Origin of the sequence: Nocardia sp. NPDC019323, assembly GCF_044389845.1 — a bacterium.
Taxonomy (GTDB): Bacteria; Actinomycetota; Actinomycetes; order Mycobacteriales; family Mycobacteriaceae; genus Nocardia; species Nocardia implantans.
In genome coordinates, this window is the sequence record NZ_JBIRYN010000001.1 from 463,339 (window position 1) to 488,961 (window position 25,623).

Consider the following 25,623-nt stretch of genomic DNA (forward strand, 5'->3'; position numbering starts at 1 on the left):
CAGGACGACCGGTTCGACCCGTCGTCGGCCGGGTTCCACGCCGCGGTGCCCGCCATCGAAACCGCGCTCTGGACCCGGGGGGATACCACTCCGACTGCACCACCCCGCAGCCTCACCGAACTCGCGGCGACAGCACGTCATGCTGCGCATCTGCGACGCGCGTGCGACTACGCGGCACTCGGTCCGCTGTTGCCTGCTCTACTCACCGACTGCTATCGACACGCTCGTGATGCGACCGGAGCCGATCGCGATACTGCGTGGGACGTGCTCGCCGCGGCGTCGTACACGACAGCCGCGTCCTTGAAGGCCAGAGGGTACTCGGCGTTGGCTTGGACAGCAGCACAAGAGATCGAGCACGCAACCGCGAACATCGGTGGCACTTCGGGTTCGGCTACGGCAGCCTTCACTCGAAGCCAGATCCTGCTGTCCCGCCCCGGCTCATTGACTGCCGCGCTCGACGGCGCGACGAACGCTGCCGAGCGCCTCGGCCCGGAGGTGCGAAGCCGTGGCGAGATCGAAACCTATGGCATGCTGCACTTGCAGGCCGCGCTCGTTACCGCAGCGCTCGGCGGCGACCCTGAGGACCACCTGAACGAAGCGAGCCAGCAAGTCACCCGGCTCGACGAGGTTCCCCCGGAAACCGCGACTCTCCGAAATCCGACGTTCGATGCCGCGAACGTGATCCTCTGGCGCATGTCAGCGGCAATGGAGAAACGCGAACCAGGCCAAGTCCTCGAACTCGCCCCCACCCTCGACCCGCAGACCATCCTCGCCGAAGGCCGCCGAGCCCAGTACTTCGTCGAGATCGGCCGCGCCCACGCCCTGCGCCGCGACTACCGCAACTCCCTGCACGCCCTCCTGCGCGCCGAACACATCGCACCCCAGCAAGTGCGCGGCATGACCCACGTCCGCGAACTCGTCGGCCACATGATGCGCACGGCCCACCGCAACCTCACCACCGGCGACCTCGGCCGCCTCGCCAAACGCATCGGCGCGGTCCCCTCCTGACACACCTGCGACTCCGGGCAACATATCCGTTGCGCCACAGTAGATTGCAAGACTTGCGCATCCGGCTTCGGCGGACCGGCGGCGGGCGACGAGGGACAGCGGAACTGCGTGACGCTGGAAGCCGAAGAACGGCACCGGCGTGATCGAACCGGACGACGACGCCGCCAACACCCTCGTCCGGTTCCACTTGTCGAATGCTCGCGGCGATCTGAACATCACCAAGATTGCCGAGGGCCTGCCGGTCGATGTCGAGATCGAATCGGCTCCTCGAGGGAAATTCGCCTGCCGCGCCGTATCGGTCCATCGAAGAGATCGGCCGAGTACCGAGAACGCCGGTGGCGGTGCTCGACGGGACTCGACCGGGCTCGAGCCGCCCTCCGGCGGCGTGGCACCATGAAAACGTGGACGCCAACGGAAATCCCGTGCTGTACGCCCTCGTCACCGGTTCGCCCCCCGCACGCGATGTCGGCAAGTTGATCGCCCTGGCACAGGCCGACGGCTGGGAGGTGTGTGTGATCGCCTCGCCGTCGGGAACCGGGTTCATCGACGTCGACGCGCTCCGAGCGCAGACCGGTTATCCCGTGCGCAGCCAGTACAAGGAACCCGGCACGCCGGATGTGCTGCCACCCGCCGACGGCATCATCGTCGCACCGCTCACCGGCAATTCGATCGCGAAATGGGCTGCGGGGATCTCGGATACGCTTCTGCTCGGTCTGCTGGTCGAAGGGCTCGGCAAGGGCCTGCCGATCGTCGGTGTGCCGTACTCGAACCGCGCGCAGATCAGCTTTCCGGCGATCCAGGAGGGGATACGCAAACTGTCCGAGTGGGGCGTCACCATCGTGATCGGCGAGGGCGAGCCGCACGAGCGGGGCACCGGGGAGGCGCGCCTGCCCCTCTTCCCGTGGCAGGCGGCCTGGAAAGCGCTTCTCGAGCATCCACGCCGGGACGGGACCGCTCCGAGCTGACCACCGGTTTCGGCGTCGCTCGCCACCGTCCGCCCGTTTCGCCGCCCAGCATCGCGCATGGCCTGGATGGCCGGCCCGAGCTACTTACCATCGCAGCCACCCTCCCCGCATGCCGCCCCTCGCGCACTGCCGAGCGACAACCACGCCTGACCGTCGGCATTGTCCACCCCGCCCGGACGCGCACCAGCCCGCTCCGTTGCCTGCACTCGGGCGCGCTTCCCCGACGGCGTGGCGGCTCGCTCGGAACACCTCGGCCGGCTCCAGCTCGGAGGGCAGCGTCGCCTCGGGATAGTCAGCGCACGAACTCAGCCCACGGGGGCGTTCGGCCCGATCCACTGGTCGAACAGCCGATCCACGGCCCCCGTCGCGAGCTGAGTGGTCAAGTACGCGTCCAGCAAGGCCGCCAGGACAGGATCGTCCTTGCGCACCAACAGCACTTTCCCGAACGAGTCGAACGGCGCTTCGGGATGCAGCACTTGCAGATCCGGATGCTGACGGACGCGGTAGCGGCCCTCGACCGAATCGGTGACGAACACGTCGGCGCGGCCCTGCTCGATCTCGCCGAAAATCGTCAGATTGTCCGGCCACAAGGTGAGTTGCGCGTCGGGGAAGTGCTTGCGCGCGAAATCCTCGTTCGTCCCACCGCGATTGGCGATCACGCGAACGCCGGGACGGTTGATCTCCGCGACGGTCGAGTACGCCGCGCCGTTCGCGCGATGGGTGATCGGGGCCTTGCCGTCGGTGCCGTAGGTGATCGAGAAGTCCGCGAACGCGCGCCGCGACGGCAGGTCGGAGATGCCCCCGACCGCGAGGTCGCAGTCCCGTTCGGCGAAGTCGGTTTTCAGCGTCGCCCAGGTGACGGGCACGAACTCGATCGGACGGCCGAGCAGCGCGGCGAAACCGCGCGCGAGATCGACGTCCACCCCGCGGTGCTCCCCCGCGTCGTCCCTGAGCGAGTACGGCGGGTAATCGCCGGGCGTGCAGGCGCGCAACGCGTTCGGGGCCTGCGCGGCCGCCGGAATCGCCACGGCGGCAAGCACCGTCCACCCGGCGATCAGCACCGCGCCGATCCGGCCGGGCAGCGTCAGGCTACGCAACGATCACTTCTCGTTGCGCGCCTTGGGGAAACGGGCCTGCTTGGCGACCCAGCCCGCCATCTTGGCCCAGTGGCCCTTGCGCGGGGTGACGATCGAGGTGAGCTCACGATCCCATTCGTCGGCCTCGGTGAGACCGTCGATCGTGGCGACCAGCTCCTTGGCCGTCTCCAGGTCCGGGACCACCCGGTCACCGAGCACACCGTCGGCGCCGACCAGGGTGACACGCACACCCGCGCGACCGATCGGCTGGAGCACGGCCGTGGCGGAACGTCCGTGATCGGCGACGAACCCCTTGACGGACTCGACGAGGGCGCCCGACAGCTTCTGCGGCGCCGTGGCGGTTTCAGCACTCATGGCACGCAGTTTACCGACCGGTAGGCAGCGCGCCCGCCGCTCGGGTGTAGAACTGGATCTCATGCACGCCATTCAGGTTTCCGAACACGGTGGTCCCGAGGTCCTGAAGTACGTGGAGGTGCCCGATCCGCGGATCGCGCCGGATCAGCTCCTGGTCGACACGCAGGCGATCGGCATCAACTTCATCGATACCTACATCCGCACCGGGCGCTATCCGCAGGCGGTCCCCTACATCCCCGGCTCGGAAGGCACCGGCGTCGTCACCGAGGTCGGCTCGCAGGTCACCGAGTTCGCGGTCGGCGACCGGGTGGCCTGGGCCGCAGCGCCGGGCAGCTACGCCCCGAAGGTGGCGGTGCCCGCCGCCGTCGCCATCCGGGTGCCGGACGGCGTCGATCCTCCCGTCGCCGCGTCGGCCCTCTTGCAGGGCATGACCGCGCACTATCTGATCGAGTCCATCTACCGGCCCGAGCGCGGGGAGGCGGTGCTCGTGCACGCGGGCGCGGGCGGTGTCGGGCTGATCCTGACCCAACTGCTCACCGCCCGCGGCGTCCGGGTGATCACGACGGTGTCCTCCGACGAGAAGGAGACGCTGTCGCGCGCGGCGGGAGCCGACGAGGTGCTGCGCTACGGCGACGGACTCGCCGACCAGGTGCGCGAACTCACCGACGGCGTCGGCGTGGCGGCGGTCTACGACGGCGTCGGCGCGGCGACCTTCGAGTCCAGCCTCGCCGCGCTGCGCGTGCGCGGCATGCTCGCCCTCTTCGGGGGCGCGAGCGGTCCGGTGCCGCCGTTCGACCTGCAACGCCTCAGCGCCGGCGGGTCGTTGTTCGTCACCCGCCCGACGCTGGCGCACTACACCAGGGACCGCGCCGAGCTCACCTGGCGCGCGGGCGACGTGCTCGACGCCATCGCCAAGGGCACGCTCAACATCCGAATCGGCGCGACCTATCCGCTCGCCGACGCCGAGCGGGCCCACCGCGACCTGGAAGGCCGCAAGACCACGGGTTCCATCGTCCTGCTGCCGTGAGCCGACGGCGGCGGGCGATCCGGCGGATCGTCCACCGCCGGATCAGTAGTCGCGTCCGGTGAGACCGCGATAGACGAAACGGGTCAGGCCCTCGACGGCCTGCTCGTCGGTCAGTTCGACGTTCCCTTCCTCCACCGCCGCCAGCAGGCTCTGCGTGAGCAGGAACATCATCGCCAGGCTGGCATCCGGGGTGCTCGGCAGCCGCAGTCCCCGGTCGGCGAATCCCTCCACGTGGTCGGCGATGTCCGCGCGCTGCCGGCTGCCGAATCGCGCGACCATCCGCGCGAATTCCTCGTTGACCAGCGCCGCCTGGTTCACCGCTCGCAGCACGGGCGCGTGCTCTCGCGCGAAGGTCCAGTACCCGGCGATGTGATAGCGCACCGCGTCGGGGTCGCTGAAATCCGGGTTGTGACCGGGACCTTCCGCGCGCTCGTCCCCCGCCGCCGCCAAATCGTTCAGCAGCGCCTGCAGCAGTTCTTCCTTGCTCGCGAAGTGGTTGTAGAACGACCCGGCCGCCCGTCCTGCGGCGCTCGTGATGTCGGTGATCTTGGTGTTCAGGTAGCCGCGCTCGGCGAACAACCGCAACGCCGCGGCCTTCAACGCCTGCTCGGTTTCGGCCGACTTCTCTCTGCGACTCATCGACACCCACCTCACCTCCTTGACAACGCAACGTACCAAGCATGACACTGAATCGGCATTCACTGAATTTTGATTCATCAGGAGTACGCCATGACACAGCTCGTCCTCGTCGTGGGCGCCGGACCCACCGGCCTCACCCTCGCCCTCGATCTCGCGCGCCGGGACATCCCCGTCCGGATCGTGGACAAGGCGGCCACGTTCTTCGCCGGCTCCCGGGGCGACGGCATCCAGCCGCGCACCCTCGAAGTGTTCGACGACCTGGGGGTGCTGGACGCGGTGCTGGCGGCCGGAATGCCGACGCCGGTGATGCGCGTGCATCTGGGCGGCGAGTTCGTCACCGAACGCCGGATGAGCGAGCCCGTCGAGCCGACGCCCGCCGTCCCCTACCCGAACCTGTGGGTGCTCGGCCAGTCCCGCACCGAGGCCGTCCTGCGCGAGCGGCTGGCCGAGTTCGGCGTGCGGGTGGAACTCGCGACCGCGCTCACCGGCTTCACGCAGGACGACCACGGCGTCACCGCGACGCTGGAACGCGACGGCAGGCGGGAGACCGTGCGCGCCGCCTATCTGATCGGCGCGGACGGCGGCAAGAGCACCGTCCGCAGGACACTCGGCATCGCGTTCGAGGGCAGCACCGACGAATCGCTGCGCATGCTGCTCGGCGACGTGCGCGCCGACGCGCTCGACCACGAGTTCGGCTACTGGTTCGCCGACGCGGACGAGCCCATGCGGGGCATCGCGTTGTCGCCGCTGCCCGGTGGACGTCAGTTCCAGTTCGCCGCCCCCTTGACCGGCGAGGCCGAACCGAGCCTCGAACTGCTGCAGGAGTACGTGGACCGCTACTGCGGGCGCGACGACGTCACCCTCACCGACCTGACCTGGGTGACCGTGTGGCGTCCGAACATCCGCCTGGCGCGGCGTTTCCGCGACGGCCGGGTGTTCCTGGCCGGCGACGCCGCGCACGCGCATCCGCCCACCGGCGGCCAGGGCATGAACACCGGCATCCAGGACGCCTACAACCTCGGCTGGAAGCTGGCCGCCGCGCTCGCCGGCGACGACACGCTGCTGGACAGCTACGAGGCCGAGCGCAGGACCGTGGCCGCCGGGGTGCTCGGGCTCAGCTCCGAACTGCTGGACAAACTGGTCGAGGGCGAGCAGGACGCGATGGAACGGGGACCGGAGACCCAGCAGTTGAACATCAGCTACCGCGACCCGGCCGAGCGCGCCGCGCTGGCAGTCGGCGATCGCGCGCCGGACGCACCGGTGAAGGACGAGGCCGGGCGGCCCGTCCGCTTGTTCGACCTGTTCCGGGGGCCGCACGCCACGGTGCTGTCCTTCGGGGCGCAAGCGGAGGCAGGGCCGCACGCGTACGCGGTGGTGCGCCCTGGGCAGCAGGTGGCGGGACCGCACGTGGTGGACGTCGACGGGCACGCCCACGCGGCCTACGCCGCGACCGAGGGCACCCGGGTGCTCGTGCGGCCGGACGGCTACCTCGGCGCGCTCAGCTGAAGAAGCTGCCGACGGTGTCCCAGCCGAGCACCGAGTCCACGGCGAGGCCGCAGAACACCACGGCCAGGTAGTTGTTCGACTGGAGGAACAGCCGTAGCGGCTTCACCGACTCGCCGCGCCGCACGCCCGCGTACAGCTGGTGGGCCATGAGCAGGAACCACGCTCCGGCCACCAGCGCAACAGCCGCGTAGATCACGCCGGTGGCGGGGACCAAGGCGAGCGTGGTGAGCACGGTCAGCCAGGTGTAGACGACGATCTGCTTGGTGACGGTCCGCTCGGTGGCGACCACCGGCAGCATCGGCACGCCCGCCGCGCGGTAGTCCTCCTTGTAGCGCATCGCCAGCGCCCAGGTGTGCGGCGGGGTCCAGAAGAAGATGACGCCGAACAGCGCGATCGCGGGCCAGCCGATGCCGCCGGTCACCGCCGACCAGCCCACCAGCGCCGGCATGCAGCCCGCCGCGCCGCCCCACACCACGTTCTGCGAGGTGCGGCGCTTGAGGCCGAGCGTGTAGACGAAGACGTAGAACAGGATCGTTGCGACGACGAGCACGCCGCTGAGCAGGTTCGCCTGCCACCACAGCCAGGCGAACGAGCCGACGCCGAGCGCTACGCCGAACACGAAGGCGTTGCGGGTGGGCACCGCCTCCCTGGCCAGCGGCCGCTTGGCGGTGCGCTTCATGACCTTGTCAATATCGGCGTCGGCGACGCAGTTGAGCGTGTTCGCGCTCGCCGCGCCCATCCAGCCGCCGAACAGGGTCGCCAGGATCAGCCGGATGTCGATGGTGCCGCGGTCGGCCAGCAGCATGGTCGGGATCGTGGCGACGAGCAGCAGCTCGATGACCCTGGGCTTGGTGAGCGCGATATAGGCCAGCACCCGCCGCATCAGCCGGGACGGTAGGCCGGGACCAGTGAACCGGTCGGCCAGCGCCGTCGCGGAGGAGCCGTGCGCACCATCGCCACCCGGCTGTTGCCCAATCCGCACTGTCTCTCCTCGCACGCTGTGCATCGCATCCGGCATCGACCAGCAGTGCACTCCTCCCGATGGTTACGGGTGTGCCCGCGCCGGACTTCCGTCCGCCCCGGCGCCCCCTCCGACCGGTGCGGCGCGACTACTACTACAAAGGATGGTAGACCCCCGCCGCGCTCCCCCCTCCCGTCGCCCCCGCACTACACCGCCGCAACACGACGCCCCCACGCACCACTCCGACCTTCCCCGCCTCCCCGGTCCAGGGCGCTCCGGAACTCACGAGTGGCACATGCTGGAGGCAATCACGAGTACGCCTCTCCGTCATGTGCCGCGCACGCGCGAACATGCAGCGAAACCCGGCCCGGGAAACCAACACAGGGTTAATGGTGTGCCGGTCAGTGGGCACATCTAGGGTAGGTGGGTATACCCGGTCAGCACGCCGTAGCTGCCGCGCGAACTTCGCCGCTAGAAACCCACCGCCGTCGACGAACCAATGTCAGGAGAACCTCGGTCGTGTCGATCACAGACGACATCCGCGCCCTCACTCAGCCGAACCACCCGGACGACTGGACGGATCTGGACACCAAGGCTGTCGACACCATCCGGGTTCTGGCCGCCGAGGCGGTGCAGAACGCCGGAAACGGCCATCCCGGCACCGCGATGAGCCTGGCGCCGCTGGCGTACACGCTCTACCAGCGCACCATGCGCATCGATCCGAGCGATCCGAGCTGGGTCGGCCGCGACCGGTTCGTGCTGTCGGCCGGTCACTCCAGCCTGACGCAGTACATCCAGCTGTACCTGGCGGGTTACGGCCTGGAACTGGACGACCTGAAGAACCTGCGCAAGTGGGGCTCGCTCACCCCTGGCCACCCCGAGTTCCGGCACACCGACGGCGTCGAGATCACCACCGGCCCGCTCGGCCAGGGCCTGGCCTCGTCGGTCGGCATGGCGATGGCGGCGCGTCGCGAGCGCGGCTTGTTCGATCCCGCCGCCGCGCCGGGCACCAGCCCGTTCGACCACTTCATCTACGTCATCGCCTCCGACGGCGACCTCGAGGAGGGCGTCACCTCCGAGGCGTCGTCCCTCGCCGGCACTCAGCAGCTGGGCAATCTCGTCGTGATCTACGACGACAACAAGATCTCCATCGAGGACGACACCACCATCGCGTTCACCGAGGACGTCGCCAAGCGCTACGAGGCATACGGCTGGCACGTGCAGGTGGTCGAGGGCGGTGAAGACGTCGTCGCCATCGAGGCCGCGCTGGAAGCGGCCAAGGCCGAGACCGGCAAGCCCTCGATCATCGTGCTGCGCACCATCATCGGCTACCCCGCCCCCAGCAAGATGAACACCGGCACCGCCCACGGCGCCGCCCTGGGCGCGGACGAGGTCGCCGCCACCAAGAAGATCCTCGGCTTCGACCCGGACAAGAGCTTCGACGTGGACCCGGCCGTCATCGAGCACACCCGCAAAGCCATCGAGCGCGGCCGCGCGGCGCACGAGCAGTGGCAGCAGTCCTTCGACGCGTGGGCCGCGGCCAACCCGGAGAACAAGGCGCTGTTCGACCGCCTGTTCGCGCGGCGGCTGCCGGAGAACTGGACCGCGAATCTGCCCAGCTACGAACCGGACCCGAAGGGCATGGCCACGCGCAAGGCGTCCGGCAAGGTGCTCGCCGCGCTGGCGCCGGTGCTGCCGGAGCTGTGGGGCGGTTCGGCCGACCTGGCCGAGTCCAACAACACCACCATGCCCGACCAGCGCAGCTTCGGGCCGGAGTCGATCTCCACCGGCATGTGGAAGGCCGATCCGTACGGCCGCACCCTGCACTTCGGCGTCCGCGAGCACGCCATGGGCGCGATCCTCAACGGCATCGCGCTGCACGGCCCGACCCGTCCGTACGGCGGCACCTTCCTGGTGTTCAGCGACTACATGCGCCCCTCGGTGCGCTTGGCCGCGCTGATGCGGGTGCCCGCGATCTACGTCTGGACCCACGACTCCATCGGTCTGGGCGAGGACGGCCCCACCCACCAGCCGATCGAGCAGCTGGCCGCGCTGCGCGCCATCCCGGGCCTGAACGTGGTCCGCCCCGGCGACGCCAACGAGACCACCTACGCCTGGCGCACCATCCTCGAGCGCGACAGCAGCGAGCACAGCTCGCACTTCTCGGTGTCCGAGCCGCCGCACCAGGACGGCCCGTCCGCCTTGGCGCTGACCCGCCAGGATCTGCCGATTCTCGAGGGCACCAGCTACGAGGGCGTGTCCAAGGGCGGTTACATCCTGGCCGAGGCGTCCACGGGCACACCGCAAGTGATCCTGATCGCCACCGGATCGGAGCTGCAGCTCGCGGTCGCCGCCCGCACTACGCTGGAGGAGCAGGGCATCGCCACCCGCGTGGTGTCGATGCCGTGCGTGGAGTGGTTCGACGCGCAGGACAAGGCTTACCGGGACGAAGTGCTTCCGCCCGCGATCGCCGCGCGCGTCGTCGTCGAAGCCGGTATCGCGATGCCGTGGCACCGGTTCGCCGGTGACGCGGGCGAGATCGTGTCGATCGAGCACTTCGGCGCCTCCGCCGACTACAAGACCCTGTTCCGCGAATTCGGCTTCACTCCGGAAGCCGTCGTTGCCGCCGCGCAGCGCACGCTCGAGAACGTGAAGGGATAAGCGCTCATGGCTCAGAACGAGAATCTCGCCGCCCTCTCGGCGGCGGGAGTGTCCGTATGGCTCGACGATCTGTCCAGGGACCGGATCAGCTCCGGCAACCTGCTCGAACTGATCGAGACCAGGTCCGTCGTGGGGGTGACCACCAACCCCACGATCTTCCAGGGTGCGCTCAGCCAGGGGCACGCCTACGACGGCCAGCTGAAAGACCTTGCCGCGCAGGGCGCCGACGCCGACGCCGCGATCCGCACCATCACCACCGATGACGTCCGCGCGGCCTGCGACGTGTTCGCTCCGGTCTTCGAGGCGACCGGCGGCGTGGACGGCCGGGTGTCCATCGAGGTCGACCCGCGCCTGGCGTTCGACGCCGACAAGACCGTCGCGCAGGCGGTCGAACTGTGGAAGATCGTCGACCGGCCCAACCTGTTCATCAAGATCCCGGCCACCGAGGAGGGCCTGCCCGCGATCACGGCCGTGATCGCCGAGGGCATCAGCGTGAACGTCACGCTGATCTTCTCGGTGCAGCGCTACCGCGCGGTGATGGGCGCCTACCTGGAAGGCGTGAAGAAGGCCAAGGTCGCCGGGCACGACCCGGCCAAGATCCATTCCGTCGCCTCGTTCTTCGTCTCCCGCGTCGACACCGAGATCGACAAGCGGCTCGAGGCGATCGGCACCGAGGAGGCGCTCACGCTGCGCGGCAAGGCGGGCATCGCCAACGCCCGTCTGGCCTACGCCGAGTACCAGGACGTGTTCGACGGCGGCAAGCACACCTCCACGTACCAGACCCTGGCCGCGTCGGGCGCGAATCGGCAGCGGCCGTTGTGGGCGTCGACCGGCGTGAAGAACCCGGAGTACCCGGACACGATGTACGTCACCGAGCTGGTCGCCGGGAACACGGTGAACACGCTGCCGGAGAAGACGCTGCAGGCCGTCGCCGATCACGGCGTGATCAGTGGCGACACGGTCAGCGGCAAGGCGGAGGAGGCCAAGGAGGTCTTCGATCGGCTCGCCGCGGTGGGTGTCGACCTCGACGACGTGTTCGCGGTGCTCGAGCGCGAGGGCGTGGACAAGTTCGAGAAGTCCTGGGAGGAGCTGCTTTCGGCCACCGCCGACGAGCTGAAGTCGGCGTCGACCGGGAACGGCTGATCGATGGCCGGGACAGCGGCCGAGGATCGGCCCGACGCGGCCGAATGGCACAACCCGCTGCGGGACAAACGGGACAAACGGCTTCCGCGCATCGCAGGACCGTGCAGCATGGTCATCTTCGGCGTCACGGGTGACCTGTCTCGGAAGAAGCTGATGCCGGCCATCTACGACCTGGCGAACCGGGGGCTGCTGCCCCCGGCCTTCGGCTTGGTCGGCTTCGCGCGCCGCGACTACGCGGACGAGGACTTCGCCCAAGTGGTGCTGGAGGCGGTCAAGGCGCACGCGCGGACCCCCTTTCGCCAGGAGGTCTGGGATCAGCTTCTGGAGGGCATCCGGTTCGTCCAGGGCACCTTCGACGACGACGCGGCCTTCGACCGGCTCACCGACACCCTGACCACGCTGGACAAGGAACGCGGCACCGGCGGCAATCACGCGTTCTATCTGTCGATTCCGCCGAACATGTTCCCGCTCGTGCTCGACAAGCTCTGCGCTCACGGTCTGGCCCAGACCACCGGGCCCGACGCCGCGCGCAAGCCCTGGCGGCGGGTGGTGATCGAGAAGCCGTTCGGGCACGACCTGAAGAGCGCGCAGGAACTCAACGCGCTGGTCAACGGGGTGTTTCCGGAAGAGCGGGTGTTCCGCATCGACCACTACCTCGGCAAGGAGACGGTGCAGAACATCCTCGCGCTGCGCTTCGCCAACCAGCAGTACGAGCCGATCTGGAACGCCAACTTCGTCGACCACGTGCAGATCACCATGGCCGAGGACATCGGCCTCGGCGGACGCGCTGGCTACTACGACGGCATCGGGGCCGCGCGGGACGTGATCCAGAACCACCTGCTGCAACTGCTTGCCCTCACCGCCATGGAGGAGCCGATCAGCTTCGAGCCCAAGCAATTGCAGACCGAGAAGATCAAGGTGCTCTCCGCGACCAGGCTCATCGAACCGCTGGACGAGACCACCGCGCGCGGCCAGTACACCGAGGGCTGGCAGGGCAGCGAGCACGTGGTCGGCCTGTTGGAGGAAGAAGGCTTCGACCCGAACTCCAAGACCGAGACCTATGCCGCGATCCGGCTGGAGATCGACACCCGCCGCTGGGCCGGTGTGCCGTTCTTCCTGCGCACCGGCAAACGGCTCGGCCGCAGGGTCACCGAGATCGCGGTGATCTTCAAGCGGGCCCCGCACCTGCCGTTCGACCAGACCATGACCGAGGAACTCGGCCAGAACGCGCTGGTCATCCGGGTGCAGCCGGACGAGGGCATCACGACGCGGTTCGGCTCCAAGGTGCCGGGCTCCAGCATGGAGGTACGCGACGTCAATATGGACTTCAGCTACGGCGAGGCGTTCACCGAGTCCTCGCCGGAGGCCTACGAACGCCTGATCCTCGACGTGCTGCTCGGGGTGCCGTCGCTGTTCCCGGTGAACGCGGAGGTCGAATTGTCCTGGCGCATCCTGGATCCGGTGCTCGACCACTGGGCCGCGGCGGGAAGGCCGGAGCCGTACGAGGCGGGCACCTGGGGCCCGTCGTCCGCGGACGAGATGATCGCCCGTACCGGGCGGGAATGGCGGCGCCCGTGATCGTCGACATGCCCGACACCAAGACCGGCGAGGTCACCAAGCGCATCGTGAAGTTGCGCGAGAGCAACGGCGTGATCACCATGGGCCGCGTGCTCACGCTGGTGGTGTGCACGCTCGACAGCTCCGAGGCCGAGCACGCGATCGAGGCGGCGAACGAGGCCAGCCGCGAGCACCCCTGCCGCGTGGTGGTGCTCGCGCGCGGCGACCGGGAGGCGCCCACCAGGCTGGACGCGCAGATCCGCGTGGGCGGCGACGCGGGCGCGGCCGAGGTCATCGTGCTGCGGCTGCAAGGCGAACTGGTCAGCCACGAAAGCAGCGTCGTCACGCCGTTCCTGCTGCCGGACACTCCGGTGGTCGCCTGGTGGCCGCGCGGAGCGCCGGAGTTCCCGTCCAAGGATTCGGTGGGGCGCCTGGCGGGCCGCCGCATCACCGACGCCACCTTCGCGGCCGATCCTCAGGCGACGATCAAGAGACGACTGCAGTCCTATGCCAGCGGCGACACCGATCTGGCGTGGAGCCGGATCACCTACTGGCGTGCCCTGCTGGCGGCGGCCATGGACGAGCCGCCGTTCGAACCGGTGGACTCGGTGACGGTGTCCGGGCTGCGCGACGAGCCTGCCCTGGACATGCTGGCCGGCTGGCTGGCCGCCCGGCTGGACTGCCCCGTGCGCAGGCGAACCGGCCCGCTGCGGGTGGAGCTGCATCGGCCCACCGTCTCCATCGCGATCGAACGACCGCAGACCGGCCGCACCGCCACGCTGACCCGCACCGGCGAACCGGTGCAGCGCATCGCGCTGGCGCGCAGGGAGACTCGCGACTGCCTCGCCGAGGATCTGCGCAGGCTGGACGCGGACGAGATCTACGCCGAGGCGCTGGCCGGAATCGAAAGGGTGATCTATGAGTGAGCACACCGATTCGCCGTTCCCCAGCGACACCGTCGAGGTGCATCTCGACACCGAGTCGCTGGTGGCCGCCGCAGCGGCCCGGTTCGTCTCGGTGGTCGTCGCCGCACAGGCCGAGCGCGGTTCGGCGTCGGTGGTGCTGACCGGCGGCGGCACCGGCATCGCCCTGCTCGAGCAGGTGCGCAAGGCGCCGGGCGACATCGACTGGTCCCGGGTCGAGGTGTTCTGGGGCGACGAGCGTTTCGTGCCCGCGAACGATCCCGAGCGCAACGACCTGCAAGCCAGGCAGGCGCTGCTCGACCACGTGCCGTTGGATCCGGCGCGCGTGCACCCGGTGGCCGTGTCCGACGGCGAGTACCCCGATCCGGTGGAAGCCGCCGCCGAGTACTCCGCGACGGTGCACGCCCACCTCGCCGAACACGGCGCGTTCGACCTGCACCTGCTCGGCATGGGCGGCGAGGGGCACGTGAATTCGCTGTTCCCGGATACCGACGCGGTGCGGGAAGCGCACGAACTCGTCGTCGCCGTCACGAATTCGCCGAAGCCGCCGCCGGTGCGGGTGACGTTGACCCTGCCCGCGGTGCGCCGCAGCAGGCACGTCGTGCTGGTGGTCGGCGGCGCGGCGAAGGCCGAGGCAGTGGCCGCGGCCATCGGCGGCGCGGACCCGGTGGAGGTGCCTGCGGCAGGTGCGACGGGCATCGACTCCACCACGTGGCTGCTCGATCAGGAGGCCGCGTCCGCCCTGCGCTGAGTTACTGTCCGTCATCTCGTAAATCCGCCTGTCCTCACCCTCGGTTTTCGTAAGAACACCGTCAGATATCCCGGACGAACGGCGGAGTTTACGAGATGATCGGTCGGTGACCGATCAGGCAGTCGAGCTGGACGAGCGGTTCCGGGCCTCCGTCGCCGCACTCGCGCCGCGCCCCGGCCGCGCGGCGCATCAGCCGATCGCACCCGGCGGCGCGATCACCGGCGCGGCATGCCTCGAGTTGTTCGAAGCGCAGGCGACGAGCAGGCATCTCGATTTCGCGGCACGCCGCCTCGGCGGCGCCCGGCAGGGCTACTACAGCATCGGATCGTCCGGCCACGAGGGCAACGCCGCTCTCGCGGCCGCACTGCGGGTCACCGATCCCGCCCTGCTGCACTACCGATCGGGGGCGTTCTTCGTGCACCGGGCCCGGCGCGTGCCAGGGCTCGATCCCATCCGCGACGTCCTGCTCGGGGTGGTGGCCGCGGCGGCGGACCCGATTTCCGGTGGGCGGCACAAGGTGTTCGGCAGCGCCGACGCCAACGTCATCCCGCAGACCTCGACCATCGCCTCCCACCTCCCGCGCGCCGTCGGGCTGGCGTTCGCGATCGATCGCGCGGCCCGGCTCGATGTCCCGTGTCCCTGGCCCGCCGACGCGGTGGTGGTGTGCAGTTTCGGCGACGCGTCGGCCAATCACTCCACCGCGGCCGGCGCGATCAACGCCGCGATCCACACGGCCCGCCAAGGGATCGCCATGCCGATCCTGTTCGTCTGCGAGGACAACGGCATCGGGATCAGCGTTCCCACCCCACCGGAGTGGATTCGGCAGGCCTACGGCAGCCGCCCCGGCCTGGCGTGGTTCGCCGCGGACGGTTGCGCCGCCGTCGACGCGCTGACCACCGCCGACACCGCGGCGCGGTGGGTGCGGGACCGGCGCGCGCCCGCGTTCCTGCACCTGCGGACCGTGCGCCTGCTCGGCCACGCGGGATCCGACGTCGAAACCGCCTACCGCCGTCCCGCCGAGATCGCCGCCGACCTCGCCCGCGATCCGGTCCTGGCCACCGCGCGACTGCTGATCGAGTCCGGCGTGGCCACACCGGCCGACGTGTTGGACCGGTATGCCGCCATCGGCCGCCGCGTCGCCACGGCCGCCGAACGCGTCTCGGCCGAACCGAAACTCGCCTCGGCGGCGGCCGTGATCGCCCCGATCGCGCGCGCCCGCCCTGCGCTGGTGCGCGCCGACGCGCTCCGAACCGGCCCGCTGCCGCACAACGATCGCGAACACCCCCCGGACGCGAACGCCGGCCCCGGTGCGCCACGCCGGAACGGCGCTGAGCGCACCGAGCAGATGACCATCGCGCAGGCGATCAACGACACCCTCGCGAGCATGCTGGCACGCGATCGCGACGTGCTCGTCTTCGGGGAGGATGTCGGCCGCAAGGGCGGTGTGTACGGCGTGACCAAAGGTCTGCAGAAGACGTTCGGCGCGCGCCGGGTGTTCGACACCCTGCTGGACGAGCAGAGCGTCCTCGGCACCGCGTTGGGCTCGGCGCTGGCCGGGTTCGTGCCGATTCCGGAGATCCAGTACCTCGCCTACCTGCACAACGCCGCCGACCAGATCCGCGGCGAGGCGGCCACGCTGTCGTTCTTCTCCGACGGCCGCTACCGCAATCCCATGGTGGTGCGGATCGCCGGATACGCCTACCAGAAAGGCTTCGGCGGCCATTTCCACAACGACAACTCGGTGGCCGCGCTGCGTGATATCCCCGGCGTCGTGCTGGCCTCCCCCGCCCGCGCCGACGACGCCGCGGCGATGCTGCGCACGTGCGTGTCGGCGGCCCGCGTGGACGGCAGAGTGTGCCTGTATCTCGAGCCGATCGCGCTGTATCACACGCGTGACCTGCACCGTCCCGGCGACGACGAGTGGCTGGCGCGCCCGTCCGCCGCCGGGTACGCCGAGATCGGCCGGGCCCGCGTCTACGGTGACGGCGCCGATCTGACCCTGGTCGGCTTCGCCAACGGTGTGCCGATGAGCCTGCGCGCAGCGCGGCGTCTGGCTCGGCACGGTATTCACGCACGGGTACTCGACCTGCGCTGGCTCGCTCCGCTGCCGGTGGACGATCTGCTGCGCCACGCGCGCGCGACCGGGCGGGTCCTCGTCGCGGACGAGACCCGCCGCAGCGGAGGCGTGGCCGAGGCCGTGTGCGCCGCGCTGATCGATGCCGGTTTCACCGGCCGTTCGGCGCGCGTGACCAGCGAGGACAGTTTCGTGCCTCTGGGTCCGGCCGCCGCGACGGTGCTCCTCGACGAGGATCGGATCGAAGCCGCGGCCCTGCGTCTGCTGGGCGAGGCGACCACCGCGCGAACGCGGCGCGCCGAAGCCCGGCATTCCGCGAAACTCGATTCGGCCGGGGAATAGTGGAAATAAATACAGTGAGAACACGGTGACCAGCAGCGGAAAGGACTCGCGATGACCACGATGTCCATGCTCGGCGAGGTACGGCCGGAGCACGAGCACACGGCCGACGGCGACCTGGTGCTTCTGCACTATCTGCGGTCGTTCCACAAGCCCGTGCTGGAGGTGTGGTCGGCGGCCACCGAGCGCGGCCAGCTCGCCCGCTGGCTCGGCGCGGTCTCCGGCGGCAACGGCAACCTGACCATCGACCTGTTCGACGGTCCCGTGTCGGGCCCGGTCGCGGTGCGCGTCGACCACTGCCAGGCGCCGCACGAATTGGTCGTGCACATCGACGGCTGCCTGCTCGAAGTCCGGATGACCCAGGTCGGCGTGGTCACCACCGTGGAACTGACCCGCCGCCACGTCTGCCCCGCCGACGCGGGCGCCATCGGCCCGCGCTGGCAGTACCTGCTCGACCGTCTCACCGCCTACCTCGACTACCAACCGCTGCCGCGCTGGTCGGACTATCCGAAGCTGGCCGAGGAATACCGCTAGGCCCGCGGTCAGTAGAAGAACCCGGCGACACCCCAGCCGGGACGCGCCTGCGCCTCCCGGATCCACGCGACGCAGGACTCGATGGCGGCGAGCACCTCGTGGTCGACCTCCTCGCGTTGCGGTGGCGTGGTCGACTCCCATTGCACCAGCGCTTCCGCGCACTGCTCGGGCGTCCACTCGCCGTAGCCGGGCAATTCGTCGGGCTGCGGCAGCGAAGGCGGCAGCGAGTGGTACATGAACGATCGGACGCCGACCGCTTTGATGCCGAGCGTGGCCAGACCGTCGTCGACGTGGTCGAGCCAGCGGCCGCGGAACGCCGAGAAGTAGCGATTGTCCACGAAGCGGCCGTAGAACTGGCAGATCGTCTGGAAGGCGTAGCCGTACTGGAAACCGTAGGCGGGGTCGAACGGGCCGCCGTCGATGACGGCGCGCACCGCCTCGTAGCGGGTGGGCGCGCCGGCCGCGATCTCCTCGGCGAACCAGTCGTCGTCATGGGTGAGCTGGGCTTTGAACCGGCCGCCGATCATCCGCCGGAGCTTGTCGTCCCGGGACCCGATGGCGCCCTTGATCCGGTCCAGCTCGACGACGTAGATGCTCAGGCCATAACTCATTCACCGAACAATAGCGGTGCCCACCGACACCGAACGCGGCTGAGCCCGTGGAGGATTCGCTCAGGCCGAAAGCACGGCCGGATGCTCGGCCAGATGGGCCAGATGAGCGGTGAGCAACGCGTTCACCTGCTCGGTCCGCTCCAACTGGACGAGATGGCCGGCGTCGGCGATCTGGGTCACCGCGCGCAGGTCTGCGACGTGCGCGCGCATGGTGGCCAGCGGATCGCGGCCGCTGAAACCTTCCATGTCGGGATCCCGGTCGCCGTACAGGAAGTAGGCGGGCACAGTGACTTTCGCGTCCGCGTAGTCGGCGGTGAGTTCCCAGTTGCGGTCGAGGTTGCGGTACCAGTTCAATCCGCCGGTGAACCCGGTGCGCTCGAAATCCGCTGTCAGCGTGTCCAGTTCGTCCGCGCCGAGCCATCGCCACGGCAGCGCGGGGGCCTGCGGCAGCACGTCGAGGTAGCCGGTGCCCTCGGCGGGGAAACGCCAGGTGTCGAGGTAGTGGTAGTCGGCGCTGAGCGCGTGGTACACGCGGGCGAGGAACTCTCCCGGCCGCGCGCCCAGTTCCGCGTCCGCCACGCCGGGGGTCTGAAAGTAATGCAGGTGCAGGAAATGCCGAGCCGCCGCCTTGGCCCACAGCTGCGACGGCATGCGCGGCGGACGCGGCGCGAACGGATTGTTCAGGACGACGACCCCGCGCACCCGTTCCGGCGCGCGCAAAGCCAGATCCCACACCAGGGCCGCGCCGAAGTCCAAGCCGACGAACACCGCTCGCTCCGCGCCGATGTCGTCGAGCAGGGCGAGCAGATCACCGCAGACCGCGCGATTGGTGTACGCCTCCGGGTCGGCCGGGACATCGGTGCGTCCGTAACCGCGCAGGTCCGGCGCGATGGCGCGGTACCCGGCCGCCGCCACCGCGGGCAGCTGACGGTGCCAGATGTACCAGGTGTGCGGGAAGCCGTGGCAGAAGACCACCGGTTGCCCGGTTCCCTGCTCGGCGACGTGCATCCGGACCCCGCCGGTCGTCACGAACCGATGCGTCAGCTCCACACGGACCTCCAAAAGCTAGAACACGTTATCGTTTCACGGTAGTGTTCCGGTTTCGTGAGCGGAATACCCGAAAGGCTCGAAGGCAAGGTCGCGGTGGTCACCGGCGCCAGCCGCGGCATCGGCAAGGGCATCGCGCTGGAGCTGGGCGCGGCGGGTGCCACGGTGCTCGTCACCGGCCGCTCGGCGGCACAGGGACGACTCCCAGGCACCGTACACGCCACGGCCGCGGAAATCGATGCCGCGGGCGGAACCGGCATCCCGTTCGTGTGCGATCACCGCGACGACGACGCGGTGGAGCGGCTGTTCGAGCTGATCCGCACCGAACACGGCAGACTCGACGTGCTGGTCAACAACGTCTACAACTCCCCCGCCGCGGCCCGCTGGCTGGGCAAGCCGTTCTGGGAGGTCCCGCCGGCAGCCTGGGACGAGTCGTTCGACGTGGGCGTGCGATCCCATTACGTGGCAAGCTACTTCGCCGCGCCGCTGCTGATCGAGTCCGGCGGGCTGATCGTCAACATCTCGTCGCCGGGCGCGCGCCGGTACATGCACAACGCGGTGTACGGCGTCGCGAAATCCGCCGTGGACCGGCTCACCGCCGACATGGCGCAGAATCTCGCCGGCACCGAGGTCACCGTGGTCTCGCTCTGGCCTGGCATCGTGAATACCGAACTGCTGCAACTGGTTCCGGCCGACGCCGAGGGCAGGCGGCTGGTCACGCTGCCCGGCGAGGGCACCTTCGACCTCGGCGACGCGCAGACGCCGCGATTCACCGGCCGCGCCGTCGTCGCGCTCGCCACCGACGCGGGCCGACGCTCCCGCACCGGACTTCCCTGGCCGGTGGCCGACCTCGCCGAGTACTACGGGTTCACCGACATCGACGGGCGCGTCCATCGCCTCGACCAGCGGGCGCGGTGACCGCGGGAATCAGGCGAACTTGATCTCCAGGCCGATGCCGAGGATGGCGATCAGCCAGATGACGCCGGTGAAGATGGTGACGCGGTCGAGGTTCTTCTCCACGACGGTGGACCCGGACAGGCTGGACTGCACGCCGCCGCCGAACAGGCTGGACAGACCTCCACCCTTGGCGCGGTGCAGCAGCACCAGCAGCACCAGCAGCACACTGGTGATGATCAGGAGGATATCCAGGAACATCCGCATGCCGGACAGTGTATGCGGTCGGTGCGACGGCACCGAATCAGGCACTCGGCCGACCCTAGCGCCGGTCGACGGCGACCAGATGGGTTACCTGCTCCCCTTCGGCGGCGCTGAACTTCGCGACGGCCTCTTCGCGCAGCTGGTCCTGGGCGGTGAGCCGAACCTGGTGCTGGTGCATGTGCTCGGCCCAGGAGCGCACGACGAACGCCTCGACATAGCGATCGATCACCCCGACGTCGCGATACAGGCGCCATTCCATCGCCCCGGTGCGCTGCCTGGATCGCCCGACGAAGGCCATGGCGGCGAGGAATTCCTCGACGCACCCCTCCGGGACGTCGTAGTTGCGCAGGATCAGCACCGGACCGTCGTCGGGATCGGGTTCGACCACCAGCTGGGGTTCCGGCCAGAACGCCGACGGGGTGAGATCGAGCAGTTCGGGATCGTTGCGGATGGGCAGCCACACCGTGCTCACCGCGCAGAACGCCAGCAGCGCCGCGGCCCACAGCAGCGCGGGCACCGTACCGATCGCGTCGGCGACCAGACCCCAGACCAGTGAGCCGATCGCCTGCCCGCCCATGAAGACCAGCAGGTACACCGACAGTCCCCGGGCACGCACCCAGGACGGCAGCAGCAACTGCATGGTCGAGTTCATGGTGGACATCGCCAGCAGCCAGGCCAGCCCCGCGAACACCAGCAGCACGAGCACCACCGGCACGACGCGCAGCAGCGCGCTGCCCGCCGTCGCCAGTCCGAACAGGATCGCGGCGACGGTCAACCGCTGCGTGGGGGTCAGCCACGCGCGCAACCGCGACAACCCCGCCGCGCCGAGCACCGCGCCGATGCCGAGCGCGCCCAGCATCAGACCGTACCCGGACGAGGACAACGCGAGCTGATCCCGCGCGACCACCGGCAGCAGCGCCCACACCGCGCTGGCGGGCGCGATGAACAGGATCGAGCGCAACAGCACCCGGCGAATGGCGGGCGCAGCCCGGATGAACCGCGTGCCCGCCTGCAAAGCCGCCAGCGGGCGCTCGGTGGGCAGCCGCCGATCGGTCGCGGGGCGGCGCCACACCGTCAGCACCGCGACGATGCCGACGAACGACACCGCGTTCAGCGCGAACACCAGCGTCGGCCCCGACAGCGACACCAGCACCCCGGCCAGCGCGGGACCCACCGCCCTTCCGATGTTGATGTTCATGCTGCCCAGCGCCGACGCCGCCGGGATCTGCTCGCGCGGGACCAGTTCCGGCTGGATGGCCTGCCAGGCGGGCGCGGTCAGCGCTTGGCCGCAGCCGAGCAGGAACAACAAGGTGAGCAGCACCGCGGGCGTGGTGTGCCCGGTGGCGGTCGAGACCGCAAGGATCATGGCCAGCACCGCCATCGTGGACTGCGCGCCGAGCAGCAGCCTGCGCCGATCCAGCAGGTCGGCGAGCACGCCGGACGGGATGGACAGCAGCATCACCGGCAGCGTGATCGCGGTCTGCACGAACGACACCAGCGCCGCCGCGTTGGGCTGATCGACCATGATCCATTGCGCGCCGACGGTTTGCATCCACGTGCCGAGGTTCGACACCAATTGCGCCACCCACAGCGCCCGGTAGACCGGAGAACGCAGCGGCGCCCAGGTGGAAATCGGCGTCGTCGCGGCAGTGGTCACCCGCCGGAGTTTAGTCGCGGGACGAACACCGGCTCGACGCCGTGTCCTGCGCGGGCGCCGCCGGTCGCGACTGCCTCGTCGCGAGCAGCACCGCCAGGATGAGCAGGGCGGCGCCGGCCAGCCCCGGCGCGGTGAGGCGCTCGCCCAGGACCACCGCCGCCAGCACCGCTCCCGTGAGCGGCTCGAGCAGGGCGAGCACCGCGGCGAGCCCGGGACCGGCCGCGGCGAGCCCACGGAAGTACAGGGTGTAGGCCACGGCGGTCGGCGCCAGCCCCAGCAGCAGCGCCAACGCGACGCCGTGCGGCGTCGGGTCGAACGCGACACCGCTCGCCGCCGCGAGCGGAGCCAGCAGCACAGCGCCTCCGGTGAACCCCAGGCCCGTGATGGTCATCGCGTCGAGGCCGGGGACGGGCGTGGCGTTGATCACGGTGACCGTCGCGAACGCCGCCGCTGCCGTCGAGGCGAGCACCGCGCCCGCCAGCAACCCGCCTGCCCCCGGGTGGCCGGCCGGGACGCCGACCAGCAGAGCCAGGCCGCAGAGGGCGATGCCGATGGTTACCGCCCGTAGCCTGTCCACCGCACGTCTTCCGGTGCAATGCTCCAGCGCGGCGACGATCACCGGCGACATGCCGATCGTGATCAACGTGGCGAGGCTCACCGACGAGGTCGTCACGGCGGCGAAATAGGCCGCCTGGAACACCGCCGCGAGCACGGCCACCGCGCCGATCCGCCGCCACGCCAGCGGGTCGCGCGGCCACGGCCGCCGCGTACTCATCAGCAGCGCCACCAGCAGCAACCCGCCGACGGCGAGCCGGCAGGTCGCCACCGCGACCGGTGACAACCCGGTGGCCCGGTGCAACAGCGTGCCGAGCAGACCTCCGGTACCCCAGAGGATTCCGGCGCCGACGAGGTGGACCAGCCCCGAACGGCCGGTCGAGAACACAGATGAGGACATCGAGATTCGCGCTCCTGCGACGAGAGGGGTAGGGGGTCGCGGAAGCGAGGTGCGCAGTGATGCCGAAAAGGGCGCGCTCACCGCTGGGTGGCGCGCTGGATACCTACACCTCGCTCAGGAGGCGGGCGGCGGGGTGATGGGGAAGCACCGGTGCACGGCACAGATATTAGTACGAGGCGCGGCGAGTCATCCCATGCATTCCGGTTTCCGCCCAGGTGCGGTTGCCTCCCGCGAAGCCGCCGCGATCGCCGAAATCCTGGTGGGACGGCACGACATCGGTAGCATCGCCGCATGGTGGCACACTCGGCGCGACTGGGACCCGTCGTCCTGCTCGCCCTCTGCGCGATCACCGGGTGCTCGGGCGGCGAACCGAAGCGGGGCGCCGACGAATCGACTCCGGCGGACCGCACCTTCATCTCGACCGATGTCCAGGGCACGCCGATTCCCGGCGGCGGACCGCTGACGCTGGGCTTCACCGACAGCCGCGTCGCCGCGGACGCGGGCTGCAACAAATTCACGGGCGCGGTTTCCTTCGATGAGCACGTCCTGCACGTCTCCGGTCTGGCCACCACCCTCATGGCCTGCGAGGACGAGCGGCGCGGCGCCGACGAATGGCTCAGCGGGCTGTTGAATTCCGAGCCGAGCTGGCGGCTCGACGACGCGCGGCTGATGCTGCACAGCCCCGACCGCACCGTGACCTTGCTCGACAAGAAGGTCGCCCGGCCGGACAAACCGGTCAAGGGCACGCCGTGGCTGATCGGCGCGCTCATCACCGACAACAGCCAGATCCGCTCACGGGCCCTCGACGAGGCGCAGCCCACGCTCGTCATCGCCGAGGACGGCGGTGTCTCCGGCAACGCCGGATGCAACCGCATGACCGGCAGCGCCGAGGTGTCCGGTACCGGGATCACTTTCCGGATCGCCACCACGAAGATGATGTGCTCGCCGGAGGTGATGGAAGTCGAACAGGCCGTGCTGAAAGCCCTCGACGGCAAGACCACCGCCGCCGTGGACGCCGACACGCTGACCTTGCGCAACGACAACGGCGCAGGCCTGGTCCTGCACGCGCAGTGAGCGCGCCCGCTACTTCCTCCGTGTGAGCACCACGCGATCGGCGACCCGCTCCGCCTCACCGGGCGGCGCGAAGTAGATCTCCATGACCACCCGATCGGCCGCTTCCGGGCGGATCACCGTGCGCATCGGAATGGTCTTGCCCACGAACTGCGGGCCGAGCACACCGGGATCGGTGAATTCACCGGCCATGACGATATCGGGATCGCCGCCGCTGTTCTTGGCACCCTTGTAACTCATCGTCATCGGCGTGACGCTGTCCACGGTCGTCCACTCGTAGCGGTTGTCCGTCGGTGCGAATCCGAGCAGACCGAGCCGGTAGTACGGTCTGTCCGCGAAGGTGCCCTCCGCTTGCTCCCGCAGGAAGTTGCCGCCGGTCTCGGCGATCCATTCCCACCGCGAGACGATCTCGCTCCTGATCGGATTCTCCGCCGTGCCACCCGCGATGTAGGTCGATTTCTCGCCCTTCCACTCCCCCACGAGCTGGTTCAGCCTGCGGTGCCCGGCGTCCTGCTGCTGCGGCGGCTGCGCCGCCGCGGTGGCGGACGCCGTGTCGTGGTGAGCGTGCTCGTCATGCGTGGTGTCTCCGGAACAACCGGCGAGGGTGGCCAGCGCGACGAACGCGACCGGAAGTGCGGCGTACAGCTTGCGTGGCATCACGGAAATCCTTGTCCGACCGGCGATTCGAGCCGCGTCATCATCGCACGACCGGACCGCTCCGGCGGTTCACCGCTGGGAAACGCGCGACAGCCCGGCACCGCGGGAGCAGCGATACCGGGCTGTCGAGTAGTGCCCGGGGTCAGGGCAGCGGGCCGCCCGCGGCGATGGCGGACAGAGTGGCGAACTCGTCACCCTTGAGCGAAGCGCCGCCGACCAGTGCGCCATCGATATCGGTCTGCGCGACCAGTTCTCCGACGTTCTTGGCGTTCACCGACCCGCCGTAGAGCACGCGGACACCCGCCGCGACCTCCGGCGAGGCGAGCTTCTCCAGTTCCCCGCGAATCGCGCCGCAGACCTCCTGCGCGTCGGCGGGGGTGGCGACCTTGCCGGTGCCGATCGCCCACACCGGCTCGTAGGCGATGACGATCTTCGAGATCTCCTCCGCCGTCAGGCCCTTCAGCGAACCGCGCAGTTGCTCGAGGTTGTACTCGACGTGCGTGCCCGCCTCGCGGATGTTCAAGCCTTCGCCGATGCACACGATCGGGGTGATCCCGTGCTTGAGCGCCTGCTTGGCCTTGGCCAGCACGGTCGCGTCGTCCTCGTTGTGGTACTGCCGCCGCTCGGAGTGCCCGACCACGGCGAAGGTGCAGCCCAGCTTGGCGAGCATGCTCGCGCTGATCTCGCCGGTGTAGGCGCCCGACTCGTGCACCGAGACGTCCTGGCCGCCGTAGGTGAGCAGCAGCTTGTCGCCTTCGACCAGCGTTTGCACGCTGCGGATGTCGACGAACGGCGGGATCACCGCCACGTCCACCTTGTCGAAGTACTTCTCCGGCAGCGCGAATGCGATCTTCTGCACCAGAGCGATGGCCTCGAGATGATTGAGGTTCATCTTCCAGTTGCCCGCGATGAGCGGTTTGCGTGCCAT

25 protein-coding genes are annotated in these 25,623 nt (G+C 69.6%); 14 read left to right on the forward strand and 11 right to left on the reverse strand.

Going from position 1 to position 25,623, the window contains the following annotated elements:
- Positions 1-45 precede the first annotated feature (45 nt).
- The 3 genes from ACH49X_RS02105 (at position 46) to ACH49X_RS02115 (ending at position 1,973) form a co-directional block, all read left to right on the forward strand.
- Positions 46-1,008 (forward strand): hypothetical protein, encoded by a 963-nt coding sequence (locus ACH49X_RS02105; protein WP_357296702.1) that lies wholly within the window; start codon positions 46-48, stop codon positions 1,006-1,008.
- Between the two features lie 139 nt (positions 1,009-1,147).
- On the forward strand, positions 1,148-1,405 hold the full coding sequence (locus tag ACH49X_RS02110; RefSeq protein WP_323123978.1) for a hypothetical protein: 258 nt from the start codon (positions 1,148-1,150) through the stop codon (positions 1,403-1,405).
- Positions 1,344-1,973: a flavoprotein gene (locus ACH49X_RS02115; RefSeq protein ID WP_357207155.1), complete on the forward strand. Its 630-nt coding sequence runs from the start codon at positions 1,344-1,346 to the stop codon at positions 1,971-1,973. The genes ACH49X_RS02110 and ACH49X_RS02115 overlap by 62 nt, the downstream gene beginning before the upstream one ends.
- A 305-nt stretch (positions 1,974-2,278) precedes the next feature.
- On the opposite strand, the gene ACH49X_RS02120 is transcribed toward ACH49X_RS02115, so the two are convergent.
- Together ACH49X_RS02120 and ACH49X_RS02125 are read right to left on the reverse strand one after the other, a co-directional pair.
- Positions 2,279-3,070 carry a transporter substrate-binding domain-containing protein gene (locus ACH49X_RS02120; protein ID WP_195080208.1) on the reverse strand — a complete coding sequence of 264 codons (792 nt, stop codon included), beginning with the start codon at positions 3,068-3,070 and terminating at the stop codon, positions 2,279-2,281.
- Positions 3,071-3,073: 3 nt separating this feature from the next.
- A complete protein-coding gene (locus ACH49X_RS02125) occupies positions 3,074-3,424 on the reverse strand; it encodes a hypothetical protein (protein ID WP_195080209.1) in 351 nt (116 codons plus the stop codon).
- Between the two features lie 61 nt (positions 3,425-3,485).
- On the opposite strand from ACH49X_RS02125, the gene ACH49X_RS02130 reads away from it, so the two are divergent.
- Positions 3,486-4,451, forward strand: coding sequence for a quinone oxidoreductase (locus tag ACH49X_RS02130; RefSeq protein ID WP_195080210.1), 966 nt, complete (start codon positions 3,486-3,488; stop codon positions 4,449-4,451).
- A 42-nt stretch (positions 4,452-4,493) separates the two neighbouring features.
- Here the strand turns inward: ACH49X_RS02130 and ACH49X_RS02135 are convergent, their stop codons facing one another.
- A complete protein-coding gene (locus tag ACH49X_RS02135) occupies positions 4,494-5,090 on the reverse strand; it encodes a TetR/AcrR family transcriptional regulator (protein WP_195080211.1) in 597 nt (198 codons plus the stop codon).
- Positions 5,091-5,180: 90 nt separating this feature from the next.
- Between ACH49X_RS02135 and ACH49X_RS02140 the strand changes: the two genes are divergently transcribed.
- Positions 5,181-6,596 carry an FAD-dependent monooxygenase gene (locus ACH49X_RS02140; protein ID WP_357207153.1) on the forward strand — a complete coding sequence of 472 codons (1,416 nt, stop codon included), beginning with the start codon at positions 5,181-5,183 and terminating at the stop codon, positions 6,594-6,596.
- Here ACH49X_RS02140 and ACH49X_RS02145 read toward each other — a convergent pair.
- Positions 6,589-7,578, reverse strand: a complete 990-nt coding sequence (locus tag ACH49X_RS02145; RefSeq protein WP_397068632.1) for a heme o synthase — start codon at positions 7,576-7,578, stop codon at positions 6,589-6,591. The two genes, ACH49X_RS02140 and ACH49X_RS02145, sit on opposite strands and share 8 nt — an antisense overlap.
- A gap of 498 nt (positions 7,579-8,076) precedes the next feature.
- Here ACH49X_RS02145 and tkt point away from each other — a divergent pair, with 498 nt between their 5' ends.
- The 7 genes from tkt to ACH49X_RS02180 all read left to right on the forward strand — a co-directional run bounded on the left by tkt (position 8,077) and on the right by ACH49X_RS02180 (position 17,539).
- Positions 8,077-10,218 (forward strand): transketolase, encoded by a 2,142-nt coding sequence (tkt, locus tag ACH49X_RS02150; RefSeq protein WP_357105541.1) that lies wholly within the window; start codon positions 8,077-8,079, stop codon positions 10,216-10,218.
- Positions 10,219-10,224: 6 nt separating this feature from the next.
- On the forward strand, positions 10,225-11,361 hold the full coding sequence (gene tal, locus ACH49X_RS02155; protein ID WP_357105538.1) for a transaldolase: 1,137 nt from the start codon (positions 10,225-10,227) through the stop codon (positions 11,359-11,361).
- Positions 11,362-11,364: 3 nt separating this feature from the next.
- Positions 11,365-12,939 carry a glucose-6-phosphate dehydrogenase gene (zwf, locus tag ACH49X_RS02160; protein ID WP_195080215.1) on the forward strand — a complete coding sequence of 525 codons (1,575 nt, stop codon included), beginning with the start codon at positions 11,365-11,367 and terminating at the stop codon, positions 12,937-12,939.
- Positions 12,936-13,844: a glucose-6-phosphate dehydrogenase assembly protein OpcA gene (gene opcA / locus ACH49X_RS02165; RefSeq protein WP_195080316.1), complete on the forward strand. Its 909-nt coding sequence runs from the start codon at positions 12,936-12,938 to the stop codon at positions 13,842-13,844. The genes zwf and opcA overlap by 4 nt, the downstream gene beginning before the upstream one ends.
- Positions 13,837-14,592, forward strand: a complete 756-nt coding sequence (pgl, locus tag ACH49X_RS02170; RefSeq protein WP_195080216.1) for a 6-phosphogluconolactonase — start codon at positions 13,837-13,839, stop codon at positions 14,590-14,592. Before opcA ends, pgl begins: the two co-directional genes overlap by 8 nt.
- A gap of 106 nt (positions 14,593-14,698) precedes the next feature.
- Entirely contained in the window at positions 14,699-17,008 is a 2,310-nt protein-coding gene (locus ACH49X_RS02175; RefSeq protein ID WP_357207151.1) for a transketolase C-terminal domain-containing protein, read from the forward strand.
- A 51-nt stretch (positions 17,009-17,059) separates the two neighbouring features.
- Complete coding sequence (locus ACH49X_RS02180; RefSeq protein ID WP_195080218.1) at positions 17,060-17,539, forward strand: hypothetical protein; 480 nt, start codon at positions 17,060-17,062, stop codon at positions 17,537-17,539.
- Between the two features lie 8 nt (positions 17,540-17,547).
- Here the strand turns inward: ACH49X_RS02180 and ACH49X_RS02185 are convergent, their stop codons facing one another.
- Entirely contained in the window at positions 17,548-18,150 is a 603-nt protein-coding gene (locus ACH49X_RS02185; RefSeq protein WP_195080219.1) for a hypothetical protein, read from the reverse strand.
- A 60-nt stretch (positions 18,151-18,210) separates the two neighbouring features.
- Entirely contained in the window at positions 18,211-19,200 is a 990-nt protein-coding gene (locus ACH49X_RS02190; RefSeq protein ID WP_357207149.1) for an alpha/beta hydrolase, read from the reverse strand.
- A gap of 54 nt (positions 19,201-19,254) precedes the next feature.
- Here ACH49X_RS02190 and ACH49X_RS02195 point away from each other — a divergent pair, with 54 nt between their 5' ends.
- Entirely contained in the window at positions 19,255-20,115 is an 861-nt protein-coding gene (locus tag ACH49X_RS02195) for an SDR family NAD(P)-dependent oxidoreductase (protein ID WP_195080220.1), read from the forward strand.
- A 9-nt stretch (positions 20,116-20,124) separates the two neighbouring features.
- On the opposite strand, the gene secG is transcribed toward ACH49X_RS02195, so the two are convergent.
- Genes secG through ACH49X_RS02210 form a run of 3 tightly spaced genes read right to left on the reverse strand, consistent with a single transcriptional unit; the run spans position 20,125 to position 22,967 of the window.
- On the reverse strand, positions 20,125-20,358 hold the full coding sequence (gene secG, locus ACH49X_RS02200) for a preprotein translocase subunit SecG (protein WP_039798855.1): 234 nt from the start codon (positions 20,356-20,358) through the stop codon (positions 20,125-20,127).
- 55 nt (positions 20,359-20,413) lie between these two features.
- Positions 20,414-22,012 (reverse strand): MFS transporter, encoded by a 1,599-nt coding sequence (locus ACH49X_RS02205; protein WP_195080221.1) that lies wholly within the window; start codon positions 22,010-22,012, stop codon positions 20,414-20,416.
- 10 nt (positions 22,013-22,022) lie between these two features.
- Positions 22,023-22,967, reverse strand: coding sequence for a DMT family transporter (locus ACH49X_RS02210; protein ID WP_357207147.1), 945 nt, complete (start codon positions 22,965-22,967; stop codon positions 22,023-22,025).
- A gap of 291 nt (positions 22,968-23,258) precedes the next feature.
- On the opposite strand from ACH49X_RS02210, the gene ACH49X_RS02215 reads away from it, so the two are divergent.
- Positions 23,259-24,041 carry an META domain-containing protein gene (locus ACH49X_RS02215; RefSeq protein WP_195080223.1) on the forward strand — a complete coding sequence of 261 codons (783 nt, stop codon included), beginning with the start codon at positions 23,259-23,261 and terminating at the stop codon, positions 24,039-24,041.
- A gap of 9 nt (positions 24,042-24,050) precedes the next feature.
- On the opposite strand, the gene ACH49X_RS02220 is transcribed toward ACH49X_RS02215, so the two are convergent.
- Both ACH49X_RS02220 and tpiA read right to left on the reverse strand, forming a co-directional pair.
- Positions 24,051-24,695 (reverse strand): DUF1579 family protein, encoded by a 645-nt coding sequence (locus ACH49X_RS02220; protein ID WP_357207145.1) that lies wholly within the window; start codon positions 24,693-24,695, stop codon positions 24,051-24,053.
- 142 nt (positions 24,696-24,837) lie between these two features.
- On the reverse strand, positions 24,838-25,623 hold the full coding sequence (gene tpiA, locus ACH49X_RS02225; protein ID WP_195080225.1) for a triose-phosphate isomerase: 786 nt from the start codon (positions 25,621-25,623) through the stop codon (positions 24,838-24,840).

Excerpts from the sequence above, each read along its gene's own strand:
- ACH49X_RS02130 (WP_195080210.1), top strand. The coding sequence starts at position 3,486 with ATGCACGCCATTCAGGTTTCCGAACACGGTGGTCCCGAGGTCCTGAAG.
- zwf (WP_195080215.1), top strand. The coding sequence starts at position 11,365 with ATGGCCGGGACAGCGGCCGAGGATCGGCCCGACGCGGCCGAATGGCAC.
- ACH49X_RS02185 (WP_195080219.1), bottom strand. The coding sequence starts at position 18,150 with ATGAGTTATGGCCTGAGCATCTACGTCGTCGAGCTGGACCGGATCAAG.
- ACH49X_RS02125 (WP_195080209.1), bottom strand. The coding sequence starts at position 3,424 with ATGAGTGCTGAAACCGCCACGGCGCCGCAGAAGCTGTCGGGCGCCCTC.
- tal (WP_357105538.1), top strand. The coding sequence starts at position 10,225 with ATGGCTCAGAACGAGAATCTCGCCGCCCTCTCGGCGGCGGGAGTGTCC.
- ACH49X_RS02135 (WP_195080211.1), bottom strand. The coding sequence starts at position 5,090 with ATGAGTCGCAGAGAGAAGTCGGCCGAAACCGAGCAGGCGTTGAAGGCC.
- ACH49X_RS02215 (WP_195080223.1), top strand. The coding sequence starts at position 23,259 with ATGGTGGCACACTCGGCGCGACTGGGACCCGTCGTCCTGCTCGCCCTC.
- ACH49X_RS02210 (WP_357207147.1), bottom strand. The coding sequence starts at position 22,967 with ATGTCCTCATCTGTGTTCTCGACCGGCCGTTCGGGGCTGGTCCACCTC.
- ACH49X_RS02140 (WP_357207153.1), top strand. The coding sequence starts at position 5,181 with ATGACACAGCTCGTCCTCGTCGTGGGCGCCGGACCCACCGGCCTCACC.
- pgl (WP_195080216.1), top strand. The coding sequence starts at position 13,837 with ATGAGTGAGCACACCGATTCGCCGTTCCCCAGCGACACCGTCGAGGTG.
- secG (WP_039798855.1), bottom strand. The coding sequence starts at position 20,358 with ATGCGGATGTTCCTGGATATCCTCCTGATCATCACCAGTGTGCTGCTG.
- ACH49X_RS02180 (WP_195080218.1), top strand. The coding sequence starts at position 17,060 with ATGACCACGATGTCCATGCTCGGCGAGGTACGGCCGGAGCACGAGCAC.
- ACH49X_RS02220 (WP_357207145.1), bottom strand. The coding sequence starts at position 24,695 with ATGCCACGCAAGCTGTACGCCGCACTTCCGGTCGCGTTCGTCGCGCTG.
- tpiA (WP_195080225.1), bottom strand. The coding sequence starts at position 25,623 with ATGGCACGCAAACCGCTCATCGCGGGCAACTGGAAGATGAACCTCAAT.